This window comes from uncultured Nocardioides sp. (genome assembly GCF_947488025.1).
GTDB lineage: Bacteria > Actinomycetota > Actinomycetes > Propionibacteriales > Nocardioidaceae > Nocardioides.
Genome location: NZ_CANKYS010000004.1, coordinates 257,719 through 273,816, shown reverse-complemented (window position 1 = coordinate 273,816; position 16,098 = coordinate 257,719). Strand labels below are relative to the sequence as shown.

Annotated in this window: 13 protein-coding genes; 7 read left to right on the top strand and 6 right to left on the bottom strand. The window is 71.4% G+C overall.

Annotation, left to right across the window (positions count from 1 at the left end; genetic code table 11):
- The first annotated feature begins 149 nt into the window (after window positions 1–149).
- Both Q1B24_RS10025 and Q1B24_RS10020 read left to right on the top strand, forming a co-directional pair.
- Window positions 150–443, top strand: coding sequence for a hypothetical protein (locus Q1B24_RS10025; RefSeq protein WP_299927203.1), 294 nt, complete (start codon window positions 150–152; stop codon window positions 441–443).
- Entirely contained in the window at window positions 436–1,119 is a 684-nt protein-coding gene (locus Q1B24_RS10020) for a class F sortase (RefSeq protein WP_299927200.1), read from the top strand. The genes Q1B24_RS10025 and Q1B24_RS10020 overlap by 8 nt, the downstream gene beginning before the upstream one ends.
- On the opposite strand, the gene Q1B24_RS10015 is transcribed toward Q1B24_RS10020, so the two are convergent.
- Together Q1B24_RS10015 and Q1B24_RS10010 are read right to left on the bottom strand one after the other, a co-directional pair.
- Window positions 1,120–1,920, bottom strand: coding sequence for a deoxyribonuclease IV (locus Q1B24_RS10015; protein WP_299927197.1), 801 nt, complete (start codon window positions 1,918–1,920; stop codon window positions 1,120–1,122). It abuts the gene before it with no gap.
- On the bottom strand, window positions 1,917–2,876 hold the full coding sequence (locus tag Q1B24_RS10010) for a serine/threonine-protein kinase (RefSeq protein WP_299927193.1): 960 nt from the start codon (window positions 2,874–2,876) through the stop codon (window positions 1,917–1,919). The genes Q1B24_RS10015 and Q1B24_RS10010 overlap by 4 nt, the downstream gene beginning before the upstream one ends.
- Before the next feature lie 213 nt (window positions 2,877–3,089).
- Here Q1B24_RS10010 and rpsF point away from each other — a divergent pair, with 213 nt between their 5' ends.
- The 4 genes from rpsF (at window position 3,090) to rplI (ending at window position 4,891) form a co-directional block, all read left to right on the top strand.
- Complete coding sequence (gene rpsF, locus Q1B24_RS10005; protein ID WP_135837775.1) at window positions 3,090–3,380, top strand: 30S ribosomal protein S6; 291 nt, start codon at window positions 3,090–3,092, stop codon at window positions 3,378–3,380.
- A 119-nt stretch (window positions 3,381–3,499) separates the two neighbouring features.
- Entirely contained in the window at window positions 3,500–4,111 is a 612-nt protein-coding gene (locus Q1B24_RS10000) for a single-stranded DNA-binding protein (RefSeq protein ID WP_299927186.1), read from the top strand.
- 82 nt (window positions 4,112–4,193) lie between these two features.
- Window positions 4,194–4,430, top strand: coding sequence for a 30S ribosomal protein S18 (gene rpsR / locus Q1B24_RS09995; protein WP_056603689.1), 237 nt, complete (start codon window positions 4,194–4,196; stop codon window positions 4,428–4,430).
- 14 nt (window positions 4,431–4,444) lie between these two features.
- Window positions 4,445–4,891 (top strand): 50S ribosomal protein L9, encoded by a 447-nt coding sequence (gene rplI / locus Q1B24_RS09990; protein ID WP_299927169.1) that lies wholly within the window; start codon window positions 4,445–4,447, stop codon window positions 4,889–4,891.
- Between the two features lie 118 nt (window positions 4,892–5,009).
- Here the strand turns inward: rplI and Q1B24_RS09985 are convergent, their stop codons facing one another.
- The 4 genes from Q1B24_RS09985 to Q1B24_RS09970 form a co-directional block, all read right to left on the bottom strand.
- Window positions 5,010–5,429 (bottom strand): hypothetical protein, encoded by a 420-nt coding sequence (locus Q1B24_RS09985; protein ID WP_299927167.1) that lies wholly within the window; start codon window positions 5,427–5,429, stop codon window positions 5,010–5,012.
- Between the two features lie 103 nt (window positions 5,430–5,532).
- Window positions 5,533–10,260, bottom strand: coding sequence for a S8 family serine peptidase (locus tag Q1B24_RS09980; protein WP_299927164.1), 4,728 nt, complete (start codon window positions 10,258–10,260; stop codon window positions 5,533–5,535).
- 189 nt (window positions 10,261–10,449) lie between these two features.
- On the bottom strand, window positions 10,450–11,595 hold the full coding sequence (locus Q1B24_RS09975) for a hypothetical protein (RefSeq protein ID WP_299927161.1): 1,146 nt from the start codon (window positions 11,593–11,595) through the stop codon (window positions 10,450–10,452).
- A gap of 46 nt (window positions 11,596–11,641) precedes the next feature.
- Entirely contained in the window at window positions 11,642–13,003 is a 1,362-nt protein-coding gene (locus Q1B24_RS09970) for an MATE family efflux transporter (RefSeq protein WP_299927158.1), read from the bottom strand.
- 548 nt (window positions 13,004–13,551) lie between these two features.
- Between Q1B24_RS09970 and dnaB the strand changes: the two genes are divergently transcribed.
- Window positions 13,552–16,086 (top strand): replicative DNA helicase, encoded by a 2,535-nt coding sequence (gene dnaB, locus Q1B24_RS09965; RefSeq protein WP_299927155.1) that lies wholly within the window; start codon window positions 13,552–13,554, stop codon window positions 16,084–16,086.
- Window positions 16,087–16,098: the final 12 nt, after the last annotated feature.

Here is a 16,098-nt window from a genome sequence, read left to right as displayed (position 1 = left end):
CGCCGACGACCCCGCCGACGACCCCGCCGACGACCCCGCCGACGACCCCGCCGACGACCCCGCCGACGACCCCGCCGACGACCCCGCCGGCCACCCCGCCGGCCACCCCGCCGACGACCCCGCCGACGACCCCGCCGACGACCCCGCCGGTGGAGCAGCCGCAGGAGGCCGAGGACACCGAGTCGCCCGAGGACACCGAGTCGCCCGAGGTGCTGGGCGTCCAGGCCTTCGGTGACGACGATGACTCGGGTGCCGGCTCGAACGACAGCACCAGCCCGTCGTCCTCGTCGCCGCAGTCGCAGCAGCTCCCCACGGCCGTCAACGCCGGCGCCGCGGGAGCGACGCCGGTCGGCCCCAGCCCGATGGAGGCCCTGCTGGGCCTGCTGATGGTGCTCGTCGGTGGGGCGCTCGCCCGACTGGGGTGGCACCGCGTCCGTGGCTGACACCCGTCGCCGTCGTCGACTGACGACGCTCCTGCTGGGGGCAGCCGCACCCGCGCTCGTCGTGGGTGGGCTGTTCCTGGCGGGCGGGGGACTCGAGGCGACGGCACCCGTCCCGGCGCCGGCAGTGCAGGCGGCGCCGCCGCCCGCGATCCGGGTGGCCGGGCCCACCGGTGCGCCGGCGGCCGGTCCGTCCACGCCGTCCCCCGCCCCGGCGGCGTCGCCCGCTCCGACGGCGGCAGCCGGCGTGCGACCTCAGGTGGTCGTCGTACCGGCCCTCGGGGTCGAGGCGCCGGTGACCCCCATCCGCACCGTCGACGGCGTGCTGACCCCGCCGTCGGACCCCCAGCAGGTCGGGTGGTGGGCGGATGGCGCGCGGCCGGGGGCAGCCCGGGGCGCCGCGGTCGTGACGGGTCACACCGTGCACACCGGTGGCGGGGCCTTCGACGACCTCGAGACGCTGACTCCCGGCGACCGGGTGACGGTGGGCTCGGGTGCGGACACCCTCACCTACCGCGTCGGCACCGTCGAGGTGCTGAGCCGCGACGAGCTGGCCCGACGCAGCGCCGACGTGTTCGGCCGGACCGGCCCGGGCCGGCTGGTGCTGATCACGTGCGAGGACTGGGACGGCACGGGATACCGCAGCAACGTGGTGGTCACGGCACAGCCCGTCGGCTGATCAGAGGTGCTCGCGGAGCCAGGCGAAGTCGGCCTGGTGCTCCGCCGCACCGCCCGGCGTCTCGCAGATCACGGGGGCGCCGGCCTCGCGCACGACACCGGCGAACTCGTCGGCCGGGAGGTGGCCGTGACCGAAGTTGGTGTGGCGGTCGGCGCCGGAGCCGAAGGTGTCGCGCGAGTCGTTGGCGTGGACGAGGTCGATGCGCCCGGTGATCCCGCGGACCTTCTCGACCGCGTCGGCGAGCTCGATGCCGCCCGCCCAGGCGTGGCAGGTGTCGAGGCAGAACCCGACGTCGTCCGCGCCCTCGGCCGACGAGATCGCGTCCCAGACGCCGGCGATGCGGTCGAGGTGGCGGGCCATGGCGTTGTCGCCGCCGGCGGTGTTCTCGATGAGCAGCGGCACCTTGATGTCGGTCGCCTCGATCGCCTTGCGCCAGTTGTCGAAGCCGACCGCCGGGTCGTCGCTCTTGTTGACGTGGCCACCGTGCACGATGAGCCCCTTCGCGCCGATCGCGGCCGCCGCGTCCATGTGCTGCTGCAGCAGCTTGCGGCTCGGGATCCGGATGCGGTTGTTGGTCGTGGCGACGTTGACCACGTAGGGGGCGTGGACGTAGAGGTCGACGCCGGCCTCCTCGGCCGCCGCCCGCAGCCCCTCCGCGCCGCCCGCGAAGCGGACCTCGGGGCCCTTGTAGCCCTGGGGGTCGCCCAGGAAGAACTGCACCAGCGAGGTGTCCCGGGCGAGCGCCTCGGCGATCGGGTCGGTCTGCTCGACGTGGGCGCCGATGGCGAGGGTGCTGGTCATGCGGTCCAGCCTAGGAGGATCCACAGACACCCGACGACCACGCCCGCGAGGCCCGCGACCGCGACCCACCCGACCCAGTCCACGGCGCGCGCCCGCGACGTCGTACGCCGTCCGCGCGGGGGCGGTCCCAGCCGGTCGGGCACCGGCGGGCCGGCGGGCTCCGGCACCGCGAGCCGGCGGAGCAGGCGCAGCGCCGCGTCGGCGGTCGCGATGCGCTGCTCGGGATCGGCCACCAGCAGCCGCTCGACGAGCGGCCGCAACGGGTGCGACGGGATCGCGCCCTGCCGCGCGGGCGGCTCGCCGGTGAGGAGCTCGAGGGCCACGCGCCCCACCGCGTAGAGGTCCTGGGTCGGCTCCGGCGGGGCTCCCCGCGCCTGCTCGGGCGCCATGTAGCCGTCGGTGCCGATGGCGCCGGGCACCGTGGTGAAGCGTCGGTCCGCGACGGGCGCGGCGACGCCGAAGTCGCCGAGGCGCAGGTGGGGCGGCCCGTCCCCCGTGGCCTCGAGGAGCAGGTTGGCCGGTTTGACGTCGCGGTGCACCAGCCCGGCGCCGTGCACGGCCGCGAGGCCGAGCAGCAGCTGCTCGACGAGCAGGCCGCAGGTGCCGGCGTCGAGCGGGCCGTGCTCGCGCAGCAGGTCGGCCACCGACCCGCCGGTCACGAGCTCCATCGCGAGCACGACCAGGCCGTCCTCGGCGGCCCAGCCGTGCGGGGCCACGACGTGCGGGTGCCGCACGCGGACGGCCTGCTCCCGCACGAACCTGGCCAGCAGTGCGGAGCTGTGTCGTCCGAGGACCTTGAGCGCGACGTCGTCCCCGGTGCGCAGGTCGTGCGCGCGCCACACCGAGCCCATCCCGCCGGCCCCCACCTGGTCGAGCAGCCGGTAGCGGCCCGCCACCACCGCGGAGGTCCGTGGGGCGGTCCACGAGGAGGTCCACGAGGAGGTGGTCGCGCGCACCTCTCGACGCTAGCCCGCCCGGGAGCCGGTCCGGTGCTCCTCCACAGGCGCCGTACGACGATTCCGGCCGCGGGTCCGTGCGCTGGTAACCTTCTCCGGTTGCCTTCGGGCGACCGCGGCGCACGACCCACGTCGTACTCCCGCCGCGAACGCACAGTCCTCCTGCCACGGAGAGCCCGTGGCCGCTCTAGCCCAGAGGAGGTGGAGACCGCTATGCGTGCCTATGAAGTGATGGTCATCCTCGACCCGAGTCTCGACGAGCGCACCATCGAGCCGTCGCTCGACAAGTACCTCAACGTGATCCGCAAGGACGGTGGCTCGATCGAGTCGCTCGACGTGTGGGGTCGTCGCCGGATGGCGTACGAGATCAAGAAGAACGCCGAGGGCATCTACGCCGTCGTCAAGCTGACGGCCGAGCCCGCGACGGTCAAGGAGTTCGACCGCCAGCTCACGCTGAACGAGTCGATCCTGCGCACGAAGGTCATGCGTCCCGACGCCCACTGAGCGCCCTCCGGCGTCTGTGGATAGACCCTTCCCGCTGTCGGTGAGTGCCTGTTTGATGGGCTCATCACCGGGAGCAACCCGGATCAACCTGCACAGCAGCATTCTGAGGAGACCCTGACATGGCAGGCGAGACCACCATCACCGTGATCGGCAACCTCGTCGACGACCCGGAGCTGCGGTTCACCCCCTCGGGGGCCCCCGTGGCCAACTTCCGGATCGCGTCGACGCCGCGCACCTTCGACCGCCAGAGCAACGAGTGGAAGGACGGCGACACGCTGTTCCTCTCCTGCGCTGTGTGGCGTCAGGCCGCGGAGAACGTCGCCGAGTCCCTCCAGAGGGGCATGCGCGTGATCGTCCAGGGTCGCCTGAAGTCCCGCCAGTACGAGACCCGCGAGGGTGAGAAGCGCACCGTCTTCGAGATCGACGTCGAGGAGGTGGGCCCGTCGCTGCGAAGCGCCTCGGCGAAGGTCACCAAGACGACGCGGCAGGGCGGCGGTGGCGGCTACTCGGGTGGTGGCGGCGGCGGGGGTTACTCCGGTGGCGGTGGCGGTGGCGGGCAGCAGTCCGCTCCGGCCGACGACCCGTGGGCGACCCCGGCCCCCTCGCAGCAGGGTGGCGGCGGCTGGGGCGGTCAGTCCCAGGGCCAGCAGGGTGGCGGACAGTCCGCGCCGGCCAAGGACCCGTGGGCCACGCCCGGGGTCAACGGCGGCAACGACGAGCCCCCGTTCTGATCCGGAACATCGAGCAACGACATTCATTCCATTCCGTCCCTGATTGCCTTCAGGGCCGGGCTCACTGAAAGGGAGCACCACAATGGCCAAGGCAATTCTGCGCAAGCCCAAGAAGAAGGTTTGCCAGTTCTGCAAAGAGAAGGCGACCGGTGTCGACTACAAGGACACCACCCTGCTCCGCAAGTTCATCTCCGACCGCGGCAAGATCCGCGCCCGTCGCGTGACCGGCAACTGCGTCCAGCACCAGCGCGACGTGGCCATCGCCGTCAAGAACGCGCGCGAGCTGGCGCTGCTGCCCTACACGTCCACCGGTCGCTGAGAGGAGCACGGACGATGAAGCTCATCCTGACCCAGGAGGTCGACGGCCTCGGTGCTCCCGGTGACGTGGTCGAGGTCAAGGACGGCTACGGCCGCAACTACCTCGTTCCCCGTGGCCTCGGCATCCGCTGGACCCGCGGCGGCGAGAAGACCATCGAGTCGATCAAGTCCGCCCGCACGGCCCGCGCGGTGCGCGACGAGGACCACGCCAAGGACGTCAAGGCCAAGCTCGAGGCCAACGCGGTCAACGTGAAGGTCCGCTCCGGTGAGGGCGGCCGCCTGTTCGGCGCCGTCACCACCACCGAGATCGCCGACGCCATCACGGACGTCTCCGGCGAGAAGGTCGACCGCCGCACGATCGTGGTGGCCAACCCCATCAAGTCGCTCGGCTCCCACGAGGTGACCGTCAAGCTGCACGACGAGGTGTCCGCCACGGTGGCCCTCAACGTCGTTCCCGCCTGACGCGACCGACGTACGACACCACCACGGCCCGCCGCCCCTCAGGGGTGGCGGGCCGTGGTGCGTCCGGGACCGGTCAGGACCCGATCAGGACCCGGGACAGGAATCGGTCAGGACTCGGTCACTCGGTCGGCTTGTCGCAGCGCGCGGGCGGCTGGCTGCCGCCGGCGTGGTACTCGTAGGTCCGACCCCCGGCGCGCAGCGTGATCCGTGAGCCGTCGACCAGCGCCTGGGTGTACGCCATCCCGGGCTGGGCGCAGCCGCGGCTGCCGTCGCGCCAGGTGACCTCCTCGACCGAGACCACCTCGACGTCACCCGCGTCGACGCCGATCGTGGCGGCGAGGTCGTCGACAGCTTGTACGACGTCGGGGCGGGCGGCGCCACCCGAGGGCCCGGACGACGGGCTGGGCGAGGACGGGCTGGACGACGGGCTGGGGTCCACGGCGGTCTCCTCGGTGCTCGGCGATCGGTCCGGCGCGCCGCACGCCACCAGGAGGGTGCAGGCCGCCAGCAGCAGGGCGGGGCGTCGCGTCGTGGTCATCATGGCAGTCTGACGGGCGGTCGGCAGCGGTCGTTCCGGGGGACGACGAAGGGGCCGCCGGTGTCACCACCGACGGCCCCCTCACGGTTCCTGCTACCTCACCTCATCGCACGCCTCGGCGGTCGACGACGGTGAACTTGATCTTCTTCTTGCTGGACTCGACCGCTGCGTCACCGGAGTACTTGATGCGGACCTTGACCTTGCCGGTCCGCTTGAACTTCGGCAGCGTGACCTTGGCCTTGCCGCGCTTGTTGAGCTCGACCGTCCAGGTCTTCTTCTTCCCCGCACCCTTCAGCACGACCTTGACCTCACCGGTGGGGGTGACGTCCTTGGCCCGCACCGTCATGCGCAGCTTGACCTTGGTCCGGACCTCCAGGGGCTTCACCATCTTGGGGAAGATCTTGGACCGGACCTTGGCCGGGGCCTCCGCGCCCTTCGACACGACCAGGTTGACCGGCGCCGACGTGGAGCTGGAGTACGGAGCCTCGGCGACGTACCGCGCCGTCACGGGGACGGTCCCCGCGGCGGAGAAGCCCGTCAGCTGCGCCGTGGCCCGGCCGGCCGCGTCGAGCACCGCGGAAGCGGCCTTGCGGTCTCCCGCCCAGAACTCGACGGTGCCGGTGGGCGCGGTCGCGCTGGTGCCGAACACCTGCGCCGTCGCGGTGGTGGTGCCACCGGTCTGGATGGTGGTCGGGTCGAGCGACAGCGCCACGAAGGAGCTGGCGGCCGCGCCCGTGATCTTCACTGTGTGACGCGCCGAAGCGGGCTTGGCACCCGGGTCGTCGGTCGTGTGGACCACCTTGTTGGTCAGGTCCTTGGCACCGATGGTCGGGTCGACCGTCACCTGGTAGGAGAAGCTCGCGCCCTCCGCCGCCGGCTCGGAGTACGTCGCGCAGACCGCGAGGTCGTCCTCGAGGACGGTGCTCGCATCGCCGGCGTTGACGAGTGCCGCCCCCACCGAGCCGTCGGCGTTCTCCGTGCCGATGGTGGCGCCGTCCAGGAGGGGGCCCGCCTCGACGTTGTCGTAGACGAAGACGAGGTCGTTGCTCCCCGCAGTGGCGATCACCTGCATGTCGAGCGAGCCACCGTCACCGGCCTCGTCGTCGTAGAGGCGCATGTCGTCGTACTCGATGATGGCGATCTCGCCCGCATCGAGCGTGGAGTTGCCGTTGGCCGACGCCGTGCTGGCCAGCGACACACCGGCTCCGGTCCCGGCGTCGTAGCGGAACTCCATGTCCTGCCAGAGCAGCGCGGCGACGTTGTTCGGCGTCGCGGCGTTCGGCACGGCCTGCGGGATCCAGGGCGATCCGGCGTAGCCATCCCCGTAGACGAGGAACCCGTCGTCGGAGAAGGTCAGGCCCTGCTGGAACTCGCCGTAGAAGCCGAACGTGCCGGTGCCGAAGGTGGAGAAGGTCTCCGTGTCGCCCACGACCGCCGACTGGGCCGGGATGCCCAGGGAGGCGAGGTCGAGGTAGCCGGGCGCACAGGCCTCGGGGTCCTCGGCGCTCGTCGTGAGCGTGTAGTTGCCCTCCTCGCCGTAGGTCGACGCGAGCTCACCGGTCCACGACACGACCCCGTCCTCGACGGTCGCGCCATCGGTGGCCGAGCCCTCGACGTACGTCGCACCGTCCGGCAGCGTGTCGGTGATGGTGTAGCGCAGGCCCTCACGCGTGACGTTGGGCGCGACGTCGACGGTGTAGGTGACGGTGTCACCCGGAGCCGCCTCCGTCACGTCCGCCGACTTGGTCACGTCGTCGGCCACCCGCTCGATGGTCACCGGGACGACACCGATGTCGCCCTGGGTGGCCGGCGAGGTGCCGAGCGTCAGGGTGCCGTGCCAGGTCTGGCCGGCCTCCATGGCGTCCTCGTCCCAGAAGGTGCGGAGCGAGAACGGCGTGGCGGCGGGAAGGTCACCCTCGGGGCCCTCCGCGCGCAGGTTGCCCTGGTCGCCGGCGACCACGGCGGTCACCAGGTCGGTGGTGTCGCTGCCGCCGGCCGTGCTGGCCTCCCAGTTCTGCACCAGGACCCAGTAGGTGCCCGGCTCGGGGTTGGCGATCTCGACCGACTCGTTGGAGCCCGCGCTGGCGCTCATGGCGACCTCGTTGGCCGCGGACACCTCACCGGTGCCGACGTAGAGGTCGAAGTCGGGTGCCGTCGGGTCCTCCAGCTTCGCGATGAGGCTGGTGGCGCCGGCGGGGACCTCGACCATCTCGACGTGCGTGCCGTTGCCGTCGTAGGGGTCGCCGTTGGTGGTGTCCAGCGGGACGGTGAGCTCGACCCGGTCCTCGGGAACGAGCCCGCTGGCCTCGACCTGCAGGTCGGAGATGGCGACGGCCTCGAGGCCGTCCTCCACCTGCGAGCCGGCGTCGCGACGCGTGGTGATGTCGATCGAGCTCGGCAGCACGCCCGCCGAGGGCAGGACGCCCACGGGCAGGTGGGCCGTCGGAGCCTCTGAACCGGCGGGCGGCGTCAGCACCAGGGTGCCGAACAGCCACTCGTCGGTGGGCATCCCGGCGTCGATGGTCGCGGTGACGGCGACGTCGGCCGTGCCGCCGTCGGTCACCTCGATCGAGTCGACGTCGGTGGTGAGGGTGACACCGTCGGACAGGTTCTCCACCGAGACGTCCCACGTGCCGGCGCCGGTGGCGGTGCCGGTGAAGGTGCGGGTCCAGTCACAGGACTGGAGGCACTCGTCGTCGGCCATGCTCGCGGTGTTGAGGTCGCGGACGTCCCCGCCGGTGGCGGGGTCCGCGCCCTGGTAGCCGGCGAGGGTCTCGTCGAGCACCAGGCCGGCCTTCGCGGCGCGGCGCAGCTCGATGCGACCCGAGCCCATGTCGAACCAGTCGGCGGCGGTGCCGTCGGAGTCGGTGATCTCGCGCTCCGACGTGGTCATCAGCGCGGACTGGGCCTCGGCGGGGGTCCACTGGTCGGCCTCGGGGAGGTCGAGCTGCATGCCCTTGAGGAGCGCGAGCGCTCCGGCGGTGTGCGGGCTGGCCATCGAGGTGCCGGAGATGAAGTGCCACTCGACGCTGTTGTCCACGCCGGCAGCGGCGAGGATGTCCACGCCGGGCGCCGAGACGGACGGGCTGATCGAGGAGACCGCACGGTTGGGTCCGCGGCTGGAGAACGCGGCCATGATGTCGCCGTTGGCCGGGTCGACGTCGGCGACGGCGCCGGAGAGCGCGGCCTCGGTGCCCGGGTGGTCGGCCATGAACTGCTTCAGGGCCTGGCCGTCGGCGTAGCTGATGTGCGCCGTCGGCAGGGCGTGCGCGTCACCGTTGAGCGAGTTCCCACTGGCCTGGTCGTTGGCGAGGATCATGCCCTCGGCGTCGAGGGCCTCGACGTTGACGCCCTTCTCGACCCGGCCGTTGCCGCCGCGGTCGCAGATGACGATCTTTCCGGTGAAGTCGGTGCCGGCCGGGAACGTGGTGCCGGTCCCGGGAGGCGCGTCGGTCGGGGCACCGCAGAGCGCGTTGCCGAAGTCACCGGCGTACACGAGCGGGAAGGAGCCGTCGGTGGGGCCGGAGAGGCCGGTACCGGCGATGTCGGGCCGCGTGGCCTCGTCGGTCGCGGTGATGTCGACGACCGAGGAGACGTACTTGCGGTCGTGGGTGGTCGCACCGACGCTCGTCATCCACGGCACGTCGCCGGGGCCGCCGATCGTGGCGGCACCGGGTCCGGCGTTGCCGGCGGAGGTGGCCACGTGGATGCCGTTGGCGCGGGCGTTGAGGAACGCCACCGCGTCGGCGTCGGTCCACGGGTTCGACGCGGCGCTCGAGCCGATCGAGTAGTTGATGACGTCGACGTCGTCGATGATCGCCTGGTTGATCGAGGCGAGGATCGAGTAGCCCTGGCACCCGCCGTCGCAGACGTCGTAGCCGATGATGTTGGCGTGGGGCGCGACGCCCTTGATCGTGCTGGTGACGGAGAAGTCGCCGCCCTCGGCGAGCGCGGTGGCGTCGACCTGGTTGCCGGCGGTCGTGCTGCCGGTGTGGCTGCCGTGGCCGTCGTCGTCGTAGACGTCGTCCTTCGGGTCGCCGCCGGCGGCGGGGTTCTCGAAGTTGTAGTAGCCGATCAGCTTGTCGTTGCAGCCCCAGTCGGCGACGTACTGCTCCGCGTTGTCGGGGTCGCACATGCCGAGGTAGTTGCCGGCACCGAGGGGGTTGGTGTGGTCGTAGCCGTCACCGCCGTCCTCCTCCGGCACCACGTCGGCGAACGACGGGTTGGCCGGGTTGAGGCCGGAGTCGAGGATGCCGACGATGACGCCCTCGCCCTTGTTGCCCTCGAAGCCCGCCGGGACGTTGGAGCCGTCCCACACGGTGGGCGCGCCGATCCACTCCGGGCCCTTGTCGGTGGTGAGCTCGCGCTCGAAGTCGACCTGGACGGCGGCGACGCCGTCGATCCGCGCGACCTTCTGCGCCTGCGCGCGGGTGAGCTGCACCGCGATGCCGTTGATGGCCTCGGTGTAGCGGTAGAGCACCTTCGCGTTGCCGTCGGTCACCCGGGAGATGGACGAGACCAGGTCGGCCTGCTCGGACTTGAGGTCCTGGCGGTAGGCCGACTCCGACTGCGTGCCGGCCTCACCGCGGCCCGCCGCGCTGGCGCGGGTCGGGACTGCGGGAGCGTCCAGCTGGACGATGTAGGTCTCGGCCTTCTTGCCGGTGCCGAGGTCGAGCACGGTGCCCTTCTCGAGGGCCTTGGCCGGCGATGCCTTCTCCGGCTTGAGCTGGCCGGGGTCGAGGTCGGCTGCGTGGGCAGCCGTCCCCCACGGCACGAGGAGTGCGGCAGCGACGCTGGTGGCAGCGCCGGCCGCGATGGTACGACGGATCACGCGGATCTCCCGTTCGACTGAAATGGTCTGACCGCGCGACAACGAGACCCCGAGAGCGAATGGGTGCCGAGCAAGTCAGCAGAGGGTGGAGCCCCTGTATCCCAAGTCACTCCAGCATCTGCTGTCAACGAATTCGTCGGTGAAAGTTCTCCTGTAACGAGGCTGTAATACAGCAGTGTCGTGCGGCGGTCATCGGGTCGCGGCGGGAAATCGGTTGGGCCGCGCGACGATGGCGTCGAGGACGACCGGCCGGGCGCTCAACGACTCGATGACGATCCGCCCCGACCGGATGCCGGAGTAGCGGTCGATGACGACGAGCTGCTCCGACGACGCCTTCGGCCCGGCCAGGTCCACCACGTGCCAGGCCCGCTTGCCGACGCGCACACGCACCTTGCCGTGGCCCCGGCCCGTCGCGGCGAGGAGCCGGAGCTCGCCGACCTTCGTACGCGGGAGCACGAGGCGCGCACCCCGGCGGGACGTCCTCACGGCGTCCCCGTCGACGTAGCCCGACCCGGTGACCTTCTTCCAGCCGCGCTGACGGGTGAGGTCGCGCGGCACGAAGAACTCGATCGCCGGCGACCAGCTGCTGGCGTTGCCGGCGGCGTCGATCGTGCGGGCGGAGAAGCGGTGCCGTCCTGCGGTCGGGTCGGGGAGCTGCCACCGGCCGCCGGTGCAGGCGACGGGCCGGTCGTTGTCGGTGCACTCGAAGCGCGAGCCCGCCTCGCTGCTGTTGAGCCGGATCGGCACGCTCGCTCCGGTCACGACGGGCTGGGTCGGGGTGATCTCGTCGTAGGAGGTGCCGGTGACGAAGACGAAGGGCGCCCGGGTGTCCTGGCCCCACGTGAAGGTCGCCGGCGTCGGGTCCTCGTCGGGGGTGTCAGGCACCGTGGGCGGGAGCAGCGGAGCGGTGTCGGGGGTGCGGGCCCGGTCACCGAGGTCCACGGCCCTGGCCTCGAGGACGTAGGTGCCTGCCGCGGCGTCGGGCAGGTCGGCGTACGTCACCGGGCTGGTGCAGGCGCGCCAGTCGTGGGCCTGCGGGCCGCCGGTCAGGCGGCACTCGAGGCCGAACGGCCCGGGGTCGCCGTCGGTGACCTGCCACCCGAGGGTGAAGGACATGGTCGACACGGTCACGAGACCGGCGGCGTTGGGCGCCGTGGACGGCGTCAGGGTGGTCTCGGGCGGGGTGCTGTCGTCGCAGCCGTTCTGCAGGAGGCTCGGCGCCGTCTCGTCGACGCAGCCGGGGGTGGCGCCTGCCGGTGCCGCGGCCAGTGGCACCAGGGCGCCGCCCAGCAGTCCCAGCACGGCCAGCCGGCTCGCGGTGCGGAGTCGATCCATGGGTCCTCCCTCGGGTCCGGCGCGCTCCCGTGCGCCCTCACCGGGGTCAACGAGCGGAGGCAGCTCCGGTCACGAGCCACCGGTCGCCGCGTGCCCGCCACGAGAGCAGGACGCCGCGCGCGCCCATGAAGACGACCGTCATCGCGACCCAGACCGCGACCAGGCCGTGGGGGAGGGTGGCCGCCCAGAGCGCGGCGGGGGCGTACGCCGCCAGCACCACGAGGCCGGCCCACGCGAGGTAGGCGCCGTCGCCGGCTCCGATGAGCACCCCGTCGAGGACGAAGACCACGCCGGCGACCGGCTGGCCGATTGCCGCGACGAGCAGGACCGGCACGAGCAGGTCGCGCACCGCGGGGTCGGTGGTGAAGAGCGCACCGACGAACGGGGACACGGCCGCCAGCCCGACGCCGGCGACGATGCCGCTGCCCCATCCCCACCGGATCATCCGGCGGGTGAGGCGTCGGGTGCCCTCGACGTCGCCGCTGCCCAGGGCGCGACCGGTGAGCGCCTGGGCGGCGATCGCGATTGCGTCGAGGCCGAAGGCCAGGAAGCTCCAGAGCGTGATGGCGATCTGGTGGGTGGCGACGTTGACGTCGGTGGCCCCGGTGCCCACCCGGGTCACCGCGTAGGTGCCCACGAGCAGGCAGGCCCGCAACGCCAGGGTGCGGATGACGAGCGCGACCGCGGCGTGGGCGGCGGCGGCGATGCCGGCGCGGTCGGGGCTCATCGGTGCGTCGTGCTCCCGGGCCGCGCGGACCACGACGGCGAGGAGCCATCCCGCGCTGAGGACCTGGGCGAGGACCGAGCCGATGGCCGAGCCGGCGATCCCGAGTCCGAGGCCGTAGACGAGGACGACATTGAGGACGATGTTGAGCCCGTTGCCCACGACCGCGACCAGCAGCGGCGTACGCGTGTCCTGCAGGCCGCGGAGCACGCCGGTCGCGGCGAGCATGATCAGCAGCGGGGTGGTGCCGAGGAAGGCGATCGTGAGGTAGGTCTCCGCGTGCCCGGCCACCTCGGTCCCGGTGTCGAAGACGCCGACGAGCGCCGGGGTGAGCGCGATGCCACCGGCGGTGGCGAGGACGCCGATGAGGACGGCGAGCCACACCCCGTCGATGCCCTGCGCGAGCGCGGCGCGCAGGTCTCCCGCGCCGAGGTGGCGGGCGACGCTCGCGGTGGTGCCGTAGGCCAGGAAGACGCACAGCCCGACCACCGTCTGCAGGACGACCGCGGCGACGCCGAGGCCGGCGAGCTCCGGCGTGCCGAGGTGGCCGACGATGGCGGCGTCGGAGAGCAGGAAGAGCGGCTCGGCGACGAGGGCGAGGAAGGCCGGGACGGCCAGCCGCAGGATCTCGCGGTCCGTCTCCCGGGGTGACTCCCGGTCTGCCTCCCGGTGCGCGGCCTTCACAGGTTCACCCTAGGAACCCGGCATTCTCCGCCGAATCCGGGGCGGCATAGCGACGGTTGTGCATCGACGTACATAGCCCGTTGGAACTACCTGTGCATGGCCGTGTGGATGACGGCGCGCCGGCGCTGTTCGTGGCAGGAGGGCGACCCAGCGGCAGGCATCTCCCAGATGGCGGACGGGTGAACGGTCCTGTCAGGCAACAATTTCGTGTCCACAGGGTGTGTGCGACGTTTGCGCAGGTCAGAGCCCTGAGACGGATTGATTTCCCCCCCGTGTCCACAGGGTGTTCCAAGGTGTGTGCACCTGGACCAGCGTGTCGTCCACGGCCGCCCCCACCTTCTCCACAGACCCTGTGGATAACTCGGGGCCGTCGGCTTCCCACCGGGGGTGTGGAGCACGTACGGTCCTGCGCGGAACCAGTGCTGGACCGGCTGGTGGAACTCGGGTGCGAGCGAAGCGGGCAGCGATGTCGATTCGATGTCGGAGGTCGTCCCTAACGTCGTGGTCAGCGGACCCGAGCGAGGCCTAGCGAGTGGGAGGGAGCACCGGTGAGCGTCACCTTCGAGGGGGACACCGACGAGGCCTGGGGCGACGGCCCGGCGGCCTACGAGCCCGGCCAGTCGCCGCGCTCGGCGGGCGACCGGACGCCTCCCCAGGACAACGCGGCGGAGCAGAGCGTGCTCGGCTCGATGTTGCTGTCCAAGGACGCCATCGCCGACGTCGTCGACGTGATCAAGGGGGTCGACTACTACCGCCCCGCCCACGAGGTCATCCACGACGCGATCATCGACCTCTACGGTCGCGGCGAGCCGGCCGACCCGATCACGGTGGCGGCCGAGCTGGTCAAGCGCGGCGAGCTGCAGCGCATCGGCGGCGCCCCCTACCTCCACACCCTGTCGGCCAACGTGCCGATCGCGGCCAACGCCGGCTACTACGCCGAGATCGTGCGCGACAAGGCGATCCTGCGCCGCCTGGTCGAGGCCGGCACCCGCATCGCCGCCCTCGGCTATGCCGGCGAGGGCGAGATCGACGACGTCGTCGACCACGCGCAGGCCGAGGTCTACAAGGTCACCGACCGCCGCGCGGCGGTCGACTACGCCCCGCTGAGCGACATCATGAGCGGGGTCCTCGACGAGATCGAGGCGATCGGCAACCGCGAGGCCGGGCTCTACGGCGTGCCCACCGGCTTCGCCGACCTCGACGACCTGACCAACGGTCTCCACTCGGGCCAGATGATCATCGTCGCGGCTCGTCCTGCCATGGGCAAGGCGCTCGCCCTGGACACTCCGCTGCCGACGCCGACCGGCTGGACCACGATGGGGGAGGTCGAGGTCGGTGACGAGCTGTACGACGCCCATGGCCGCCCCACCCGAATCGTCGCGGCCACCGAGGTGATGGTCGACCGGCCTTGCTACGAGGTCACGTTCTCGGACGGGTCGGTGATCGTTGCCGATGCCGAGCACCAGTGGCTGACCGAGACCCGAGCGGCGCGGAAGTCGAAGTGGGCTGCCGACAATCACTACAACCGGGTTCGAAACCAGCGCATCCACGCATCCGTCGTGACCACCGAGGAGATCGCACAGACGGTCCGGCTGGGACGTGAGCAGCGCGCCAACCACGCCGTGCTCAACGCAGGCGCCCTGTCGGGCCACGACGACGTCCTCCCGATCGATCCCTACGTGCTCGGTGCCTGGCTGGGAGACGGTCATAGTGCGGGCGGCCGCATCACCTGCGAGACGCCTGAGATTCCGATGCGGATCGAGGGGCGCGGCTACATCGTCACCTCTCAGGGCAACATGCTCTACAGCATCCGCACGCCCCGCACCGTTGCGACAGAGCGAGGTGTCTGCCCGGGGTGTGGCGGCGGCATGCACGGCACCTACCTCTGTGCATCGTGCCAGGAGGAGCGCGGGTCCTTCACGGCACTTCTGCGCGGTGCTGGTGTGCTGAACGACAAGCACATTCCTGACACCTATCTGCGTGCGTCGGAGGAGGCACGCCGTGACCTCCTCGCCGGTCTGCTCGACACCGACGGCACCGTGGTCAAGGGCGTGGGTTCCGTCCAGTTCGCGGTGACCAGCGAGCGATTGGCCGAATCGGTCTACGAGCTCGTCGTGAGCTTGGGCTACAGGTGCGGCCGGACGACGAAGCGGGTGGCGGGCCGCTCGGAGGCGTCGTCGACCTGTTACATCCTGAACTTCTCGACCGTTGACGACGTGTTCCTGCTCGAGCGGAAGGCCTTGCTCCACAAGGAGGAGCGTCCCGCCTCCACTGTCCGCATCGGCAAGCGCTACATCACTGCCGTGAGGAAGATCGAGTCCGTGCCGGTGCGGTGCGTCCAGGTAGACAACGAGGAACACCTCTACCTCGCCGGCCGGTCGATGATCCCGACCCACAACTCGACCCTGGCCCTCGACTTCTGCCGGGCGGCGTCGATCCACAACAACCTCACCAGCGTCTTCTTCAGCCTCGAGATGACGCGCTCGGAGATCATGATGCGTCTGCTCTCCGCGGAGGCGAAGGTGCCGCTCAACCACATCCGCAACGGCACCATGCGTGACGACGACTGGGAGAAGCTCGCCCGCAAGATGGGCCAGGTCTCGGGGGCGCCGATGTTCATCGACGACAGCCCCAACATGACGATGATGGAGATCCGCGCCAAGGCGCGACGCCTCAAGCAGCGCCACGACCTCAAGCTCATCGTCATCGACTACATGCAGCTGATGAGCTCGGGCAAGAAGGTCGAGTCCCGCCAGCTCGAGGTCTCGGAGTTCTCCCGCAACATCAAGCTCCTCGCCAAGGAGCTCGAGTGCCCGATCATCGCGCTGTCCCAGCTCAACCGTGGTCCCGAGCAGCGTGGCGACAAGCGCCCGATGATGAGCGACCTGCGTGAGTCCGGATCGCTCGAGCAGGACGCCGACATGGTGATCCTGCTCCACCGCGACGACGTCTACGAGAAGGAGTCGACCCGCCCCGGCGAGGCCGACCTCATCGTGGCCAAGCACCGTAACGGCCCCACCCGCGACCTCACCGTCGCCTTCCAGGGCCACTACTCCCGCTTCGTGGACATGGCCCAGGGCTGAGGCAACTGTCGA

Excerpts from the sequence above, each read along its gene's own strand:
- Q1B24_RS10015 (WP_299927197.1), bottom strand. The coding sequence starts at position 1,920 with ATGACCAGCACCCTCGCCATCGGCGCCCACGTCGAGCAGACCGACCCG.
- rpsF (WP_135837775.1), top strand. The coding sequence starts at position 3,090 with ATGCGTGCCTATGAAGTGATGGTCATCCTCGACCCGAGTCTCGACGAG.
- Q1B24_RS10000 (WP_299927186.1), top strand. The coding sequence starts at position 3,500 with ATGGCAGGCGAGACCACCATCACCGTGATCGGCAACCTCGTCGACGAC.
- rpsR (WP_056603689.1), top strand. The coding sequence starts at position 4,194 with ATGGCCAAGGCAATTCTGCGCAAGCCCAAGAAGAAGGTTTGCCAGTTC.
- rplI (WP_299927169.1), top strand. The coding sequence starts at position 4,445 with ATGAAGCTCATCCTGACCCAGGAGGTCGACGGCCTCGGTGCTCCCGGT.
- Q1B24_RS09985 (WP_299927167.1), bottom strand. The coding sequence starts at position 5,429 with ATGACCACGACGCGACGCCCCGCCCTGCTGCTGGCGGCCTGCACCCTC.
- Q1B24_RS09975 (WP_299927161.1), bottom strand. The coding sequence starts at position 11,595 with ATGGATCGACTCCGCACCGCGAGCCGGCTGGCCGTGCTGGGACTGCTG.